Genomic DNA, 15651 nt, shown 5'->3' with positions numbered 1-15651 from the left:
TCTCAGAACCTCTCCGGAAAGATCAGGGCGAGGACGAGATAGCCCAGCAGGGCGACGGCCACGACCAGGCCGACGACGTTCTCGGCGGTCACAGCTTCGTCACCCCCTTGGCGGCGAGAGCCACCAGCGCGAAGACCGCGATCGTGATGACGACGAAGGCCAGATCGGCCATCGTGAGCTCCTGGAGTTGAGGTTCGGTGGGACAGGGACGGTTCGAGAGAACCGCTTTTCCGGCTGGATACGGCCGCCCTTGACGGGTCCCATACGGGGCACCGCGCGGCTTTGACGGAACTCTTACGGCGCGTATCCCGTCCCGGACATGACGCTGGGTATCGGTTCCGCCGCCACCGACCCCCGCTGCGTCCCTACAGCGCAAGAGCAACGACAGGGCTCCTGTAGTCCACTTCTTGACGTGCCACCCCACTGACCCGGCCAGTCTTAACGCAAGCTTGACGCCTCCGCCCCCTCATCCGTGGGCCCGGGCGTCACTCTCCGCTTACGCTGGTGCGGCCGTCCGCGTGATGGCCGGAATCGCACGCTGAGCACCACATCAGGAGCACGCAGATGGCCACCACGGAACAGCCGCCCAGTCGTCTGCGGGCCTGGATGCTGGAGGGCCTGTCCGACATGGGCAAGGCCGGCGCCCAGCACACTCCGCACGCCGAGCCGAAGCCGGAAGAGGGCCAGCACTGGTTCCGAGTGATGTGCCTGACGGGCGTCGACTACTTCTCGACCCTCGGCTACCAGCCGGGCATCGCGGCCCTCGCGGCCGGCCTGCTCTCACCCATCGCGACCATCATCCTCGTGATCGTCACCCTGGCGGGCGCGCTGCCGGTCTATCGCAGGGTGGCGGAGGAGAGCCCGCACGGGCAGGGCTCGATCTCGATGCTGGAGCGGCTGCTCACCTTCTGGAAGGGCAAACTCTTCGTCCTGACCCTGCTCGGCTTCGCCGCCACCGACTTCCTCATCACCATCACGCTCTCCGCCGCGGACGCCTCCACCCACCTGGTCGAGAACCCCCATCTGCACAGCGCCCTGCACGACCAGCAGATGCTGATCACCCTCGTACTCGTCGCCCTGCTCGGCGCGGTGTTCCTCAAGGGCTTCCTGGAGGCGATCGGCGTCGCCGTCGCTCTGGTCGGGCTCTACCTCGCACTGAACGTCGTCGTCGTGCTCGTCGGCCTGTGGCACATCATCACCGAAGGACACGTCGTCACCGACTGGTCGAGCGCCCTGACGGCCGAGCACGGCAACGTGTTCGTCATGATCGGCATGGCCCTGATCGTCTTCCCGAAGCTCGCCCTCGGTCTGTCCGGCTTCGAGACCGGCGTCGCCGTGATGCCGCACGTCAAGGGCGACGCGGGGGACACCGAGGAGGACCCGCAGGGCCGGATCCGGGGCACCAAGAAGCTGCTCACCGCGGCCGCCCTGATCATGAGCTGCTTCCTGATCTGCACCAGCTTCATCACCACGCTGCTGATCCCCGAGAAGGAGTTCGAGGACGGCGGCCAGGCCAACGGCCGCGCCCTCGCGTTCCTCGCGCACGACTACCTCGGCGGCGCCTTCGGCACGGTCTACGACGTCTCGACCATCGCCATCCTCTGGTTCGCCGGCGCCTCCGCCATGGCCGGCCTGCTCAACCTGATGCCCCGCTATCTGCCCCGCTACGGCATGGCTCCGCACTGGGCCCGCGCGGTGCGCCCGATGGTCATCGTCTTCACGCTGGTCGGCTTCCTGGTGACCTGGATCTTCGACGCCGATGTCGACGCGCAGGGCGGTGCCTACGCCACCGGTGTGCTGGTGCTGATCAGCTCCGCCGCGATCGCCGTGACGATCGCGGCGCGCAAGGCCGGACAGCGGAACTGGACCATCGCCTTCGCGGTGATCTCGGCGGTGTTCCTCTACACGACGGTCGTCAACGTCATCGAGCGCCCGGACGGCGTGAAGATCGGTGCCTGCTTCATCGCGGGCATCATCGTCCTCTCCCTGGCCTCCCGGCTGGCCCGCGCCTTCGAGCTGCGCGTGACCAGCGTGACGATGGACAGCATGGCGGAACGATTCGTCCGGGACATCGCCAGCCGCAAGATCCGGTTCATCGCCAACGAGCCCGATGCCCGCGACGTCGCCGAGTACCGGGACAAGATCGAGCAGATCCGGCAGGACAACGACGTCCCCGAGCAGGAGGACTTCGTCTTCGTCGAGGTCACGGTCACCGACCCGTCCGAGTTCGAGTCCGGCCTGACGGTGCGCGGCGAGGTCATGCACAACCGCTATCGCGTCCTGTCCCTGGAGTCCTCGTCCGTCTCCAACGCCCTGGCCGCGCTGCTCCTCCATGTCCGTGACACCACGAACTGCATCCCGCACATCTACTTCGAGTGGACCGAGGGCAACCCCTTCGCCAACTTCCTCCGCTTCTTCCTCTTCGGCCAGGGCGAGGTCGCCCCGGTCACCCGCGAGGTCCTGCGCGAGGCAGAACCGGACCGCGCCCGCCGGCCGCGCGTGCACACGGGCTGAGCGGAACGCCCGGTTCGCGAGGCGGACACGGGGAGGGAGTCTCGTATCCGAGGATCGCGCTGCCGTGCGCTGGGATCCATGCGCTGGGATCGCGTCAAAATGCGGCCGTACGGCGCCAGAACCCCGTCAACGACACCGCCGCCGTACGACCGAGCACCTACCGTCGGCCCATGCGACCGAGCGGACCGCCGAGCCCGGCCGGCGACCGCCACTGGCGCGGCAGCGTCCGGTTCGCGGCGGCGTGTGCACTCGCCTTCGGCACGATGGCCCTGCTGGTCGACTGGGACGCGCACACCCTCACCCCGACCCGCACCCTGCTGTGGCTCACCCTCGCCGCCACGGTCTTCGCGGTCCTCCTCCCCCAGCGCATCACAGCCGGCCCCGGCTGGCTCACCGCCCGCGGCCCGCTGACAAGCCGCACGGTCCATACGGACGCGCTGGTGGCCGTACGGCAATACGGCGACGTCTCCTCACACCTGATCCTGCGCGACGCCTACGGTCACCGCCTGGAACTCGATCCCCGCGTCCTGATCGCCAACCCCCTCCTCTGGCACGAACTCGACACCGGCGTCCGGCGCTCCTTCGAATGCGGCACGCTGTGCCGGAACTCCAAGGACTCCGACGTCCTGCGCCGGCTCCGGCACCGCATCGACGACGAGACCGCGCAGGCGGTACTCAAGGCTTCGGGGATTTCCTGAGGACGTCGGGCCGACCCCACGTCCACCACCCCCCGCTTCCCGCCCTATCGTGACCGGCATGCAGTCCTACACGATCGGCCAGGCGGCTCGGCTGCTCGGCGTGAGCCCGGACACCGCACGCCGCTGGGCGGACGCGGGCCGGATGGCGACCCATCGCGACGACAGCGGGCGACGGCTCATCGACGGACGGGACCTGGCCGCGTTCTCGGTCGAACTCGCGAAGACGGGAACCGGCGACGAGGAGACCCCGTACACCTCGGTCCGCAACGCCTTCCCCGGCATCGTCACCGCGATCAAACTCGGCGACGTCGCCGCCCAGGTGGAGATCCAGGCCGGCCCGCACCGACTCGTCTCCCTGCTCACCCGCGAGGCCGTCGAGGACCTGGGCCTGGAGGTCGGCATGGAGGCCACGGCCCGCGTGAAGTCGACGAACGTGCACATCGACCGCGCTTGAGCACAACCGGCCCTCCGCACATACGAACATCCACGCCCGCTCTCCCCCGCTCATGCGATGCGACAGGAGACTTACGCCTCGCATATGCGCCAGTATCATCGACGCATCGGAAGAGCCCGGGGACTCTTGGGAACCCTCCCCGGGAGACAGAGGGAGTGGACCTGTGATGACCCGTTCCGCGCGCCGGACCCGCCGGACCCCGCAGGCGGCCGGCGCAGCTGCCGCCCTGCTGCTGGCCCTGACAGCCTGCTCCTCCTCGTCCGGCTCCGCGGCGGATTCCGACCCCTCGTCATCGGGGTCGCCGAAGCTGTCCGGCACCGTCACCGTCTTCGCAGCCGCCTCCCTCGAGGAGAGCTTCACGACCCTGGGCAAGGAGTTCGAGAAGGACCACCCGGGCACGAAGGTCACCTTCAGCTTCGGCGGCAGCGACAGCCTCGCCGCCAGCATCACGGGCGGCGCCCCGGCCGACGTCTTCGCCGCGGCCAGCGCCAAGACGATGGCGATCGTGACGGACGCCAAGGCCGCGGACGGCACCCCGTCCACCTTCGTCCGCAACCAGCTGGAGATCGCCACCCTGCCCGGCAACCCCGACAGGATCGCCTCCCTCAAGGACCTCACCAAGTCCGGCCTGAAGGTGGTCCTGTGCGACAAGACGGTGCCGTGCGGCGCCGCCGCGGAGAAGGCCCTGCAGGCCAGCGACCTGAAGCTCACCCCGGTCTCGTACGAGCAGGACGTGAAGAGCGCCCTCACGAAGGTCGAGCTGAAGGAGGCGGACGCCGCTGTCGTCTACAAGACGGATGTGAAGGCCGCGGGTGACAAGGTGGAGGGCGTGGACTTCCCCGAGTCGGCCGAGGCCATCAACGACTACCCGATCACCCTCCTCAAGGACGCCCCCAACTCCGAGGCGGCGAAGGCGTTCATGGAACTGGTGAAGTCACCCACGGGCCAGCAGGTCCTGACCGGGGCGGGGTTCCTCAAGCCGTGAGAGGGCCGGCCGAGACGATCGAGAGCGGGCGCACCCGTACGCGCACCCGCACCCGCCCCCGCCTGGCGCCGCTCCCCCTGCTGATCCCGGCCCTCCTCGGCCTGGCGTTCCTGCTGCTCCCCCTCGTCGCCCTGCTCGTACGGACGCCGTGGCGGACCCTGCCCGACCAGCTGACCAGCCCCGAGGTGTGGGAGGCGCTGCGCCTGTCGCTGGTGTGCGCCACGGCGGCGACGGCACTGAGTCTGGTCATCGGCGTTCCGCTGGCCTGGCTGCTGGCCCGCACGGACTTCCCCGGCCGGGGCCTGGTCCGCGCCCTGGTCACCCTGCCGCTCGTCCTGCCCCCCGTGGTCGGCGGCGTCGCCCTGCTGCTGGCCCTCGGCCGCAACGGCGTCGTCGGCCAATGGCTGGACGAGTGGTTCGGCATCACACTCCCCTTCACCACCACCGGCGTGGTCCTGGCGGAGACCTTCGTGGCGATGCCGTTCCTCGTGATCAGCGTGGAGGGCACGCTACGGGCCGCCGACCCCCGCTACGAGGAGGCAGCCACAACCCTCGGCGCCTCCCGCTTCACGGCCTTCCGCCGGGTCACCCTCCCCCTCATCGCCCCCGGCATCGCAGCAGGCGCGGTCCTCGCCTGGGCCCGCGCCCTCGGCGAGTTCGGCGCGACGATCACCTTCGCCGGCAACTTCCCCGGCCGCACCCAAACAATGCCCCTAGCGGTCTACCTGGCCCTCCAAAACGACCCAGCAGCCGCCATCGCCCTCAGCCTGGTCCTCCTGACGGTCTCCATCGCAGTCCTGGCAGGCCTACGGGACCGCTGGATGACACCCTCATGAGCAGCCGCGCCCTCATCCCCGCCCTTGCCGTCCCTGGCGAAATCAGCTGCGGTCGAGCAGCGCCCCAAAGGGGCGCGGGGCTGTATCTGAATATGCGGCTCCGCCGCGTGGGCGCGACCAGCCACAACGGACCCGCAGACGATCGACGGCCGAGTCACTGCACGCACCGCAGAGCGCGCAGCTGCGGGCAGTCGTGCCGCTGGGGCGGCACGGGTGGGCGCAGCGGCACCCCGCCAGCGCCGGCGAGCGAAACCCACCCCCCAGCACCAGCACCGGCCCGCCCCGAAACCCCCCGCACCGCGCCCACCCCCCGGACGTGCACCCCATGACCGACCTGGACAAAGCACACCAGCACACCAGCCGCACAAACCCAGAAGGCCTCGACGCCCACCTCACCGTCACCCGCGGCCCCTTCCACCTGAACATCACCCTCACCGCCGCCCCCGGCGAGGTAGTAGCCCTACTCGGCCCCAACGGCGCAGGCAAAACCACCGCCCTCCGCGCCCTCGCCGGCCTCACCCCCCTCACCGCCGGCCATCTCCACCTGGACGGCACCGAGTTGCACCACACACCCCCGGAATCCCGCCCGGTCGGCGTCGTCTTCCAGGACTACCTCCTCTTCCCCCACCTCACCGCCCTGGACAACGTCGCCTTCGGCCCCCGCTGCCACGGCGCCACAAAGGCCGAGGCCCGCGCCCAGGCGGCCGAGTGGCTGGACCGCATGGGCCTCACCGCGCACACCACCGCCAAGCCCCGCAGCCTCTCCGGCGGCCAGGCCCAACGCGTAGCCCTCGCCCGCGCCCTCGCCACCCGCCCCCGCCTGCTCCTCCTCGACGAGCCACTCGCCGCCCTGGACGCCCGTACCCGCCTCGAAGTCCGTGCCCAACTCCGCCGCCACCTCGCCGACTTCGAGGCAGTCGCCGTCCTGGTCACCCATGACCCCCTGGACGCCATGGTGCTGGCCGACCGACTGGTCGTCATCGAGCACGGCGCAGTCGTCCAGGAGGGCACCCCGTCCGACATCGCCCGCCATCCCCGTACGGACTACATCGCCCAACTGGTAGGCCTGAACCTCTACAAGGGACAGGCAGCGGGCCACACGGTCCACCTGGACGCCGGCCCCGACATCACCACCACGGAAGACCTCGCCGGACCGGTCTTCGTCGCCTTCCCTCCCAGCGCGGTCACCCTCCACCGCGACCGCCCCACCGGCTCCAGCGCCCGCAACCTGTGGCGCTGCGAAGTGGCTGGCCTGGAAACCCACGGCGATCAGATCCGCACGGACCTCACCGGCGAACTCCCGCTCGCCGCCGACCTCACCACGGTCGCCGCCGCCGAACTCGATCTGCACCCGGGCGCCCCGGTGTGGGCAACGGTCAAGGCGACGCAGACCCACGCATACCCGGCATGATCCACCCGGAGCCCTAGGTTGATGCCCATGACCCTGAGCATCCGCAACCAGCTCCCCGGCACGGTCGTCACCATCACGCCCGGCGAGGTGATGGCAACCGTCGGCGTCCGCCTCACCGGCGGCCAGAGCCTCACCGCGGCGATCACCGTGGAAGCCGTCACCGACCTCGGCCTCGCCCCGGGCTCCGCCGTCCGCGCCCTCGTGAAGTCGACGGAGGTGTCCCTCGCCACCGCCCCGGTCGAGGGCCTGTCCATCCGCAACCAGCTCCCCGGCACGGTCACCGATATCACCGCCGGCAACGCGATGGCTTCCGTGAAGATCCGCGTCGAGGGCGGCGAACTGACCGCCGCGATCACCAAGGACGCCGCAGCGGAACTGGCCCTGTCACCCGGCACGCCGGTCGTCGCCTTGATCAAGTCGACCGAGGTCTCACTGGCGACCGCATGACGCATCGGAAGGCTCCGCCATGACGGCGGAGCCCTCCGACGACGTACGACTCAGTCCTCGTACTCGTCCAGCGGCGGGCAGGAGCACACCAGGTTCCGGTCACCGAAGGCCTGGTCGATCCGCCGCACCGGCGGCCAGTACTTCCCGGACGCCGAGACGCCCTCCGGGAAGACGGCCTCCTCGCGCGTGTACGCGTGCTTCCACTCCCCGCCGAGCGCGCCCGCGGTGTGCGGCGCGTTCCGCAGCGGGTTGTCGTCCGCGGGCCACTCGCCCGAACCGACCTTCTCGATCTCCGCCCGTATCGCGATCATCGCCTCGCAGAACCGGTCGAGTTCGATCAGATCCTCGGACTCGGTCGGCTCGATCATCAGCGTCCCGGCCACCGGGAACGACATCGTCGGCGCGTGGAACCCGTAGTCGATCAGCCGCTTGGCGACATCGTCGACGCTCACGCCGGTCGCCTTGGTCAGCGGCCGCAGATCGATGATGCACTCGTGCGCGACCAGCCCGCCGGGACCGGTGTAGAGCACGGGGTAGTGCGGCTCGAGCCGCTTGGCGATGTAGTTGGCGCTGAGCACCGCCACCTGCGTGGCCCGCTTGAGCCCCTCGCCGCCCATGAGCCGGACGTACGCCCACGAGATCGGCAGGATCCCCGCCGAACCCCAGGGCGCGGCCGAGATCGGCCCGACACCCGTCTGAGGACCGGCGGCAGGCTGCAGCGGGTGGTTCGGCAGATACGGCGCCAGATGCGCACGCACACCCACCGGACCGACGCCCGGACCGCCACCACCGTGCGGAATGCAGAAGGTCTTGTGGAGATTCAGATGCGAGACATCACCGCCGAAGTGCCCCGGCTTGGCAAGCCCCACAAGCGCGTTGAGGTTGGCGCCGTCGACGTACACCTGGCCACCCGCCTCATGCACCTGCGCGCAGATGTCGGCGACATGCTCCTCGAACACACCGTGCGTCGACGGGTACGTGATCATCAGCACCGACAGCTCGTCGCGGTACTGCTCGATCTTCGCCCGCAGATCCGCCACGTCGATCTCGCCGTCCTCGGCGGTCTTCACGACGACGACCTTCATCCCGGCCATGACGGCACTGGCGGCGTTGGTCCCGTGCGCCGAGGACGGAATGAGGCACACGGTCCGCTGCTCGTCCCCGTTGGCCCGGTGATATCCGCGTACGGCGAGCAGCCCGGCGAACTCGCCCTGCGAACCGGCGTTGGGCTGCAGCGACACCTTGTCGTACCCGGTGACCTCGGCGAGCCGCTCCTCCAGCTCTCGGATGAGCGTGAGGTATCCCTGCGCCTGCTCGGCGGGCGCGAAGGGGTGCAACTGCCCGAACTCGGGCCAGGTGACCGGCTCCATCTCGGTCGTGGCGTTGAGCTTCATGGTGCAGGAGCCCAGCGGGATCATGCCGCGGTCCAGCGCGTAGTCCCGGTCGGCGAGCCGGCGCAGATAGCGCAGCATCGCGGTCTCGGAACGGTGCTGGTGGAAGACCGGGTGGGTCAGGAACTCGTCGGCGCGCAACAGCGCGTCCGGCAGCGCGTCCGCCGCGCCGGAGTCCAGCGCCTCGATGTCGGCCTCGACCCCGAACGCGCTCCAGACGGCGCCCACTTGGGCCCGGTTCGTGGTCTCGTCACAGGCGATCGACACGAGGTCGGCGTCCACCAGCCGCAAGTTGACGCCGTTCTCATACGCGGCGGCGACGACCTCGGCGGCCCGCCCCGGAACCCGGACGGTGACCGTGTCGAAGTATTCGCCGTGGACGACCTCGGCACCACCGCTCCTCAGCCCTTCGGCGAGGATCGACGCATACCGGTGCGTCCGACGGGCGATGCCCTTCAGCCCCTCGGGCCCGTGGTAGACGGCGTACATCCCGGCCATCACGGCAAGCAGCACCTGGGCGGTACAGATGTTGCTGGTCGCCTTCTCGCGACGGATGTGCTGCTCACGCGTCTGCAGAGCGAGCCGGTACGCCTTGTGCCCGTCCGCGTCGACGGACACGCCCACCAGCCGTCCGGGCAGGCTGCGCGCGAACTTCTCGTGTACGGCCATGTATCCGGCGTGCGGCCCGCCGAAGCCCATCGGCACACCGAACCGCTGCGTCGTACCGACCGCGATGTCGGCACCCAGCTCACCCGGCGACTTCAGCAGCGTCAGCGCGAGCAGATCGGCGGCGACGGTGACGAGCGCGCCCAGCTCGTGCGCCCGGTCGATGACCGGCTTGATGTCGCGTACGGCACCGGAGGCGCCCGGGTACTGGATCAGCACGCCGTTGATCTCACGCTCGGCGAACTCGGCCGGGATGCCCTCGCTGAGGTCGGCGACGACGACCTCGACGCCGGTCGGCTCGGCCCGCGTCTCGATCACGGCGATGGTCTGCGGCAGCGCGTCCGCGTCGACCAGGAACAGGCCCTTCTTGTTCTTGCCCATCCGCCGGGACAGCGCCATCGCCTCGGCGGCGGCCGTGCCCTCGTCGAGCAGCGAGGCACCGGAGGTCGGCAGCCCGGTGAGGTCGGCGACCATGGTCTGGAAGTTCAGCAGCGCCTCGAGCCGCCCCTGGGAGATCTCCGGCTGGTACGGCGTGTAAGCCGTGTACCAGGACGGGTTCTCCATGACGTTCCGCAGGATGACGGGCGGCGTGAAGGTCCCGTAGTACCCGAGCCCGATCATGGAGCCGAGCACCTGGTTACGGTCGGCCAGCGTGCGCAGCTCGGCCAGCACCTCGGCCTCGGTGCGCGCACCCGGCAGCTCCAGGTCGTCGGCGTTCTTGATCACATCCGGCACCGCGGCGGCGGTCAGCTCGTCGAGGGAGCCGTAGCCGACCTGCGCGAGCATCTTGGCCCGCGCCTCCTGGTCGGGCCCGATGTGGCGCTGCTCGAAGGGGATTCCCTGTTCGAGCTCGGAGAGCGGAATGCGGTGGGCGGTCATTGCGGAGGCCTCCTGGTCTGACACGACCTTCGAGGGACACCACGGCGCGGGTGCCCGGACGGCCTCCCCCTCTGTCATCTCAACCTGAGAGCTTCACCGGACGCCCAAGGGCACCCGGCTTTCACCGTCGGTGAGAGCGGAAGCCGTCGACACCCGCCCTGCTTTCCAGAGTGACCTCGTCCGTGCGGTACGTGAGCCTGAGAGATTCCGGGGAGGATTTGCTCCTTCGGCGCCTCCGATGGTGTCTGGAGGACTCTCCCGCACGGGGTCAGCAGCCGCTGCCAGAGTACCAGCGAGGTCAACGCCGCAACCTTCGAGTGGCCACCTTGGTGAATCTGCTCTTTTGTAGTGCTTACGGATGAGTTGCGACCAATTGGAGGGCCCGTGCAGACCGACATCGATCCGCGCAACCTGATCGGCCGCAAGGCGTTCGACCGCAGTGGCACCAAGATCGGCACCATCGACGAGGTCTACCTCGACGACGCCACCGGAGAGCCGGAGTGGGCCGCGATACGCACCGGCCTGTTCAGCAGGGACGCCTTCGTCCCCCTCGAGCCCAGCGAGCTGATAGAGGGTGCCCTGCACGTGCCCTTCGACCGCGCCCTGATCAAGGACGCCCCCGACTTCGGCGTCGGCCGCCACCTCTCCCCGGAGCAGGAACTCCAGCTCTACCACCACTACGGTCTGGACGTCGCCCCACCGCCCTCGCTCCCGGACCGCGACTTCGGCAAGCTGGCCGGCACGGACGACACCTGAACCGCAGGCACCGCGGGCTCCTCCCGTACCTCAGGCTCTTCCGGCCCCTCGGGTCTTCGCGGCACGAGCGGCAACGGATCCGCGGGTTCCAGCTCGGGATCGTCGACCCGGAAAGTCCGGACCCTCCCGGGCTCCGAATCGGGCGTCTCGAACCGCACCGTGACCCGCCCGAGCCCACTGCCCTGCACCCATCCGTGCCCGTACTCGCCATGCCGAACGTCATGCCCCGCCGGCCACCTCCGCTCCACGGGCGCCGGCTGCACCTCGACCGGTTCGCCGGCCACAGGCTCCTCCACCTCACTCTCCGCCTGCTCCCCCGCCGCCTGCGCGAACAGGTCCTCCTGGGTGTAGTCGGCGAGCCCGCTGACGCCCACCCCCAGCAGTCGCACCCCGCCCGTGGTGTCCACGGCCTCCAGCAGCCGGGCCGCGGCCTCGCGCACGACTCCGGGATCGTCCGTGGGCCCGCGCAGGGTCTCCGACCGGGTCAGCGTGGAGAAGTCGTACCGCCGCACCTTCAGCACGATGGTCCGCCCCGACAGCCCGGCCCCACGCAGCCGCCGCACACACCGGTCGGCGAGCCGCTGCACCTCCAGACCGACCCGCACCCGGTCGTGAATGTCCACGTCATAGGTGTCCTCGACCGACACCGACTTGGTCTCCCGTTCGGCCACCACGGGCCGGTCGTCGCGCGCCAGCGCCATGGCGTACAGCGCGTGTCCATGAGCATTGCCCAGCAGTCGTACGAGCTCGTCCTCGCCCGCCTCAGCGATCTCGTCGACCGTGGTGATCCCGGCCCGCCGCAGATGGTCGCCCGTCGCCGGTCCGACCCCCGGAAGGGTCCGCGCCGACATGGGCCCGAGCAGCGCCCGCTCACTCCCCGGCTCGATCACCACCAGACCGTCGGGCTTGGCCTGCTCCGAGGCGATCTTCGCGAGCATCTTGGAGGCGGCGAGTCCGACCGACCCGGTGAGCCCGGTGACGGCCCGTATGTCGGCCCGCAGCTTCACCCCGGCCAACCGCGCGGACGCCTCGTCCCAGGCCGCCCCACCCGCCTCCAGATCGACGAACGCCTCGTCCAGACTCAGCGGCTCCACCAGCGGCGACAGATCCCGCAGCAGCCCCATCACCTGCTCGCTGATCGACCGGTAGAACCCGAACCTCGGCACGAGATACGCGGCGTTCGGCGCGAGCCGCCGGGCCTGCGCCATCGGCATCGCCGAGTGAACCCCGAAGACACGCGCCTCGTACGAACACGTCGCCACCACCCCCCGCGGCCCGAGCCCGCCCACGATGACGGCCTTCCCGCGCAGGCTCGGCTTGGACGCCTGCTCCGCCGAGGCGAAGAAGGCATCCATGTCGAGATGCAGGATCGTGGGCGCGTTTCTCACATGTCCGATGCTGCCCTACGCCACTGACAATGCCCGCGAACCGCTGTGGAACGGGGCTCAGACCGCCCGGTTCCGCCGCCGCGCCAGTTCGTCGGCCGGGTTGTTCCCGACGAGCGTCTCACCGGTGTCGATCCGCTCCCCGTGCAGCTGGGAGAGGGCGCTCTCGACGTCCCGCCACACGACGCCCACCGCGATCCCGAAGATGCCCTGGCCGCCCTGGAGCAGCGCGTGGACCTCGTCGGGCGAGGTGCACTCGTAGACGGTGGCGCCGTCGCTCATCAGCGTCATGCGCTCCAGGTCGCGGAAACCGCGCTCCCTGAGGTGCAGGACGGCGGTACGGATGTTCTGCAGCGACACCCCGGTGTCCAGGAACCGCTTGACGATCTTCAGGACGACGACGTCGCGGAAGCTGTACAGCCGCTGCGTGCCGGACCCGTGCGCGGGCCGCACGCTCGGCTCGACCAGCCCGGTGCGTGCCCAGTAGTCGAGTTGCCGGTAGGTGATGCCCGCGGCCGCACAGGCCGTCGGACCGCGGTAGCCGATCTGCTCGGACGCCATGGACGTCGCCCCTCCGCTGCTGGGCACGGCCGCCATGTGCTGCGGAGCGTGATCGGCCGCGCTGCCGTGAAGCGGGTACGGACCGCTCGCCCCCGGGCCATGTCCGGGAGCACCCCCAGCCGTACCGTCGCCGCTGCTTCTCACGCCGACCTCCGTCCTTGACCTGCCTTCTCGACGGTAGGCAGTCACCAGGGGTGCGTCAACGATCGCCACACTCGGCACGCCGAGTGATAATCACCCTAGGAGTGGTTTCCCGTACCCCACCGCGGGGAAAGGCTAGCCGAATGCGCTCGGAGGGGGCTTGACCGACGCTCTCACGCGCCGTTGGCACATGCCGGCATTTCGCGCCACCGTGAGGCATCGACCGACCCGACAGGGGGCTGCGTCCGCCGGGCCGCCGCGCTTCACTGGCTGCTGGTGCCGAAGTCCTCGGGCGAGATCTGGTCGAGGAACTCGCGGAACTTCTCCACCTCGTCCTCCTGCTCGTCCGGGATCGCGATCCCCGCGTCGTCGAGCACACCGTCGCTGCCGTAGATCGGCGTTCCGGTGCGCAGGGCCAGCGCTATGGCATCGGACGGGCGGGCGCTCACCTCGACGCCGCTGGCGAAGACCAGCTCGGCGTAGAAGACGCCCTCACGCAGATCCGTGATGCGCACTTCGGTGAGCTCCTGGCCGACGGCCTCCAGCACGTCCTTGAACAGGTCGTGGGTCAGCGGTCGTGCGGGGGCCATGCCCTGCTGGGCGAAAGCGATGGCCGTCGCCTCCCCCGGCCCGATCCAGATGGGGAGGTAACGGTCGCCTCCCACTTCGCGCAGGAGCACGATCGGTTGGTTGGAGGGCATTTCGACCCGGACACCTACGACATCGAGCTCGTTCACACAGCAACCCTAGGCCGTGCCCGGGACGTTTGGGTAGTCGGGCCGAAAACGGGTGCCGCAACCGGACGCCGACGGCCCGGCCGCCTCAGGGCAACCGCACTCCCAGCGCGGTCTGCACGAGCGCGGCGTGCAGCTTCACGGTCAGCACTGCCAGTTCCTTGGTCCGCGCCTCGGCATGCGCCCTGGTCTGCGGATTGCGATGCAGCTTCAGTGGGGCCACCACCTGGTCCACCAGGCCCGCCTCGCGGTCCGCGGCGGCCTTCATGACCCGCAGATGGCGCGGCTCGATCCCGAACCGCCCCAGCTCGGAGACGAGCGACGCAACAGTGACCGCCTCCGCGTCGTACGCCCCGTCCGGCAGCGGAGCGATAAGGCCGTACGCCTCCCACTCCTCCAGCTCCCGCTCGCAGATCTCCGCGGCGGCGAGCAGTTCGGCCCGGCCGATCCGGGCCGCCGTGGGAGCCTCGGAGGCCTCGACCACGGCTTCACCGTCACGCTGGCGGGCCAGCGCGGGCAGTTGTACGGCCTCCCCGCGGGCTATCGCGTCCAGGTGCTCGCGGATCACCTTGAGCGGCAGATAGTGGTCCCGCTGCATACGCAGTACATGGCCGAGGCGCTCGACGTCGTCCGCGCTGAACTTGCGATACCCGGAGGGGGTCCGCTGCGGCTCGATCAGCCCCTCCGACTCCAGGAAACGAATCTTGGAGATGGTGACTTCCGGGAACTCGTCGCGCAGCACGTTCAGCACCGTGCCGATGCTCATCAGCCCACTGTCCGTGGCGGCGGTACCGGCTCCGGCACCGCCGCTCGGTGTTTGAAGCATGGACCTTCCCTGGGGGTCCCCCCGGACGGCGCCCGGGGGAGGGTCAGTAGCCTCGCTGGCTCGCGTAGAAGACCAGCCGGTACTTGCCGATCTGCACCTCGTCACCGTTCGACAGGGCGACCTGGTCGATGCGCTCGCGGTTGACATACGTGCCGTTCAGACTGCCCACGTCGGCCACCGTGAACGAGCCGTCGGGGCTGCGGCGGAACTCCACATGCCGCCGGGAGACCGTCACGTCGTCCAGGAAGATGTCGCTCTGCGGGTGCCGCCCGGCGGTGGTCAGGTCGCTGTCCAGGAGGAAGCGGCTGCCGGAGTTCGGCCCGCGGCGCACCACCAGCAGCGCCGAGCCCAGCGGCAGCGCGTCGACGGCCGCCTGCGCCTCCGGGGAGAGCATCGGCATCTGGGTCTGGCCGGTGACCTCGGCGTCGTACGCCTCAAGGCCGGAGATGGAGATCGTGGAGGTCGTCTCGGACGGACGCTCGGCCGCGGCCCCGGACCGCAGCGGGGCACCGCAATTGGAGCAGAAGCGGCTGTTCTCCGCGTTGCGGTTACCGCACCTCGTACATACCAGGGCCGACATGGACGGATCCTCCTGCCGCGGCTGCCCCGCCGGGGCGTTGGACGCGTACGGGTCGGCGGAAAATCCTCCACCCGCACCTGAGGTTGACGGTTGCCCGAAACCTATGTCGCCGGACTGCGCAGGGTCAACAGACGGCGCGCCCTGACCTCCCGAAATGTCACCTCCCGGACCAGCGACCTGGTCCCGGAACATCGGGCGCTGACCTTCCGCGTCGGGCTGCGCGCGATGACGAGCCGTGGCGTTTTCACGACCCTCTCGCGCGCTCTTGCCGAACAACTTCGCAAACAACTTCACGGGCGATTCCCCTTGACCGAAACAGACCCGCCCGTGGGGCAGGACGAACCCTGATTGCACTCACCGGTCGACCCGGACATCCTCACAACGTCC

15 protein-coding genes and 1 riboswitch are annotated in these 15651 nt (G+C 69.8%); of the genes, 8 read left to right on the top strand and 7 right to left on the bottom strand.

The genetic code is table 11. From position 1 onward, the window contains the following. Positions 1-2: 2 nt before the first annotated feature. Entirely contained in the window at positions 3-92 is a 90-nt protein-coding gene (gene kdpF / locus OG828_RS40925) for a K(+)-transporting ATPase subunit F (protein WP_009326374.1), read from the bottom strand. A 472-nt stretch (positions 93-564) separates the two neighbouring features. On the opposite strand from kdpF, the gene OG828_RS40920 reads away from it, so the two are divergent. The 7 genes from OG828_RS40920 to OG828_RS40890 all read left to right on the top strand — a co-directional run bounded on the left by OG828_RS40920 (position 565) and on the right by OG828_RS40890 (position 7345). Further along, positions 565-2514, top strand: a complete 1950-nt coding sequence (locus tag OG828_RS40920) for an amino acid transporter (RefSeq protein WP_328503996.1) — start codon at positions 565-567, stop codon at positions 2512-2514. Between the two features lie 170 nt (positions 2515-2684). Continuing rightward, on the top strand, positions 2685-3212 hold the full coding sequence (locus tag OG828_RS40915) for a hypothetical protein (RefSeq protein WP_328368531.1): 528 nt from the start codon (positions 2685-2687) through the stop codon (positions 3210-3212). Between the two features lie 58 nt (positions 3213-3270). Next, positions 3271-3666 carry a TOBE domain-containing protein gene (locus OG828_RS40910; protein ID WP_328441646.1) on the top strand — a complete coding sequence of 132 codons (396 nt, stop codon included), beginning with the start codon at positions 3271-3273 and terminating at the stop codon, positions 3664-3666. A gap of 166 nt (positions 3667-3832) precedes the next feature. Beyond that, positions 3833-4651 (top strand): molybdate ABC transporter substrate-binding protein, encoded by an 819-nt coding sequence (modA, locus tag OG828_RS40905; protein WP_328503995.1) that lies wholly within the window; start codon positions 3833-3835, stop codon positions 4649-4651. Between the two features lie 17 nt (positions 4652-4668). Further along, a complete protein-coding gene (locus OG828_RS40900) occupies positions 4669-5487 on the top strand; it encodes an ABC transporter permease (protein WP_328505024.1) in 819 nt (272 codons plus the stop codon). A 325-nt stretch (positions 5488-5812) separates the two neighbouring features. After that, positions 5813-6898, top strand: a complete 1086-nt coding sequence (locus OG828_RS40895) for an ABC transporter ATP-binding protein (protein ID WP_328503994.1) — start codon at positions 5813-5815, stop codon at positions 6896-6898. Between the two features lie 27 nt (positions 6899-6925). Beyond that, a complete protein-coding gene (locus OG828_RS40890) occupies positions 6926-7345 on the top strand; it encodes a TOBE domain-containing protein (RefSeq protein WP_328441643.1) in 420 nt (139 codons plus the stop codon). 50 nt (positions 7346-7395) lie between these two features. On the opposite strand, the gene gcvP is transcribed toward OG828_RS40890, so the two are convergent. Then, positions 7396-10281, bottom strand: a complete 2886-nt coding sequence (gene gcvP / locus OG828_RS40885; RefSeq protein ID WP_328503993.1) for an aminomethyl-transferring glycine dehydrogenase — start codon at positions 10279-10281, stop codon at positions 7396-7398. Positions 10282-10456: 175 nt separating this feature from the next. Continuing rightward, positions 10457-10552, bottom strand: a riboswitch (glycine riboswitch). 113 nt (positions 10553-10665) lie between these two features. Here gcvP and OG828_RS40880 point away from each other — a divergent pair. Continuing rightward, on the top strand, positions 10666-11037 hold the full coding sequence (locus OG828_RS40880; protein WP_328368519.1) for a PRC-barrel domain-containing protein: 372 nt from the start codon (positions 10666-10668) through the stop codon (positions 11035-11037). On the opposite strand, the gene OG828_RS40875 is transcribed toward OG828_RS40880, so the two are convergent. From OG828_RS40875 to OG828_RS49690, 5 genes are all read right to left on the bottom strand, one after another. Next, the gene (locus OG828_RS40875; RefSeq protein ID WP_328503992.1) at positions 10959-12425 is read right to left on the bottom strand and encodes a DNA polymerase IV; all 1467 of its coding nucleotides are present in this window, start codon (positions 12423-12425) and stop codon (positions 10959-10961) included. The genes OG828_RS40880 and OG828_RS40875 overlap by 79 nt on opposite strands. Positions 12426-12482: 57 nt before the next feature. After that, the gene (locus tag OG828_RS40870) at positions 12483-13127 is read right to left on the bottom strand and encodes a MerR family transcriptional regulator (RefSeq protein WP_328368513.1); all 645 of its coding nucleotides are present in this window, start codon (positions 13125-13127) and stop codon (positions 12483-12485) included. A gap of 260 nt (positions 13128-13387) precedes the next feature. After that, on the bottom strand, positions 13388-13861 hold the full coding sequence (locus OG828_RS40865; RefSeq protein ID WP_004002801.1) for a bifunctional nuclease family protein: 474 nt from the start codon (positions 13859-13861) through the stop codon (positions 13388-13390). A gap of 85 nt (positions 13862-13946) precedes the next feature. Further along, positions 13947-14684 carry a transcriptional regulator FtsR gene (ftsR, locus tag OG828_RS40860; protein ID WP_328368510.1) on the bottom strand — a complete coding sequence of 246 codons (738 nt, stop codon included), beginning with the start codon at positions 14682-14684 and terminating at the stop codon, positions 13947-13949. 43 nt (positions 14685-14727) lie between these two features. Further along, positions 14728-15618 carry an FHA domain-containing protein gene (locus OG828_RS49690; RefSeq protein WP_443062472.1) on the bottom strand — a complete coding sequence of 297 codons (891 nt, stop codon included), beginning with the start codon at positions 15616-15618 and terminating at the stop codon, positions 14728-14730. Between the last annotated feature and the right edge of the window lie 33 nt (positions 15619-15651).

Source organism: Streptomyces sp. NBC_00457 (genome assembly GCF_036014015.1).
In the GTDB taxonomy this organism is placed as follows: Bacteria; Actinomycetota; Actinomycetes; order Streptomycetales; family Streptomycetaceae; genus Streptomyces.
This window is presented reverse-complemented; position numbering and strand designations above follow the sequence as displayed.

Bases quoted from the DNA above. Each gene is read 5' to 3' on its own strand.
- gcvP (WP_328503993.1), bottom strand. From the start codon at position 10,281: ATGACCGCCCACCGCATTCCGCTCTCCGAGCTCGAACAGGGAATCCCC.
- OG828_RS40910 (WP_328441646.1), top strand. From the start codon at position 3,271: ATGCAGTCCTACACGATCGGCCAGGCGGCTCGGCTGCTCGGCGTGAGC.
- OG828_RS40895 (WP_328503994.1), top strand. From the start codon at position 5,813: ATGACCGACCTGGACAAAGCACACCAGCACACCAGCCGCACAAACCCA.
- modA (WP_328503995.1), top strand. From the start codon at position 3,833: ATGACCCGTTCCGCGCGCCGGACCCGCCGGACCCCGCAGGCGGCCGGC.
- OG828_RS40915 (WP_328368531.1), top strand. From the start codon at position 2,685: ATGCGACCGAGCGGACCGCCGAGCCCGGCCGGCGACCGCCACTGGCGC.
- ftsR (WP_328368510.1), bottom strand. From the start codon at position 14,684: ATGCTTCAAACACCGAGCGGCGGTGCCGGAGCCGGTACCGCCGCCACG.
- OG828_RS40890 (WP_328441643.1), top strand. From the start codon at position 6,926: ATGACCCTGAGCATCCGCAACCAGCTCCCCGGCACGGTCGTCACCATC.
- OG828_RS40920 (WP_328503996.1), top strand. From the start codon at position 565: ATGGCCACCACGGAACAGCCGCCCAGTCGTCTGCGGGCCTGGATGCTG.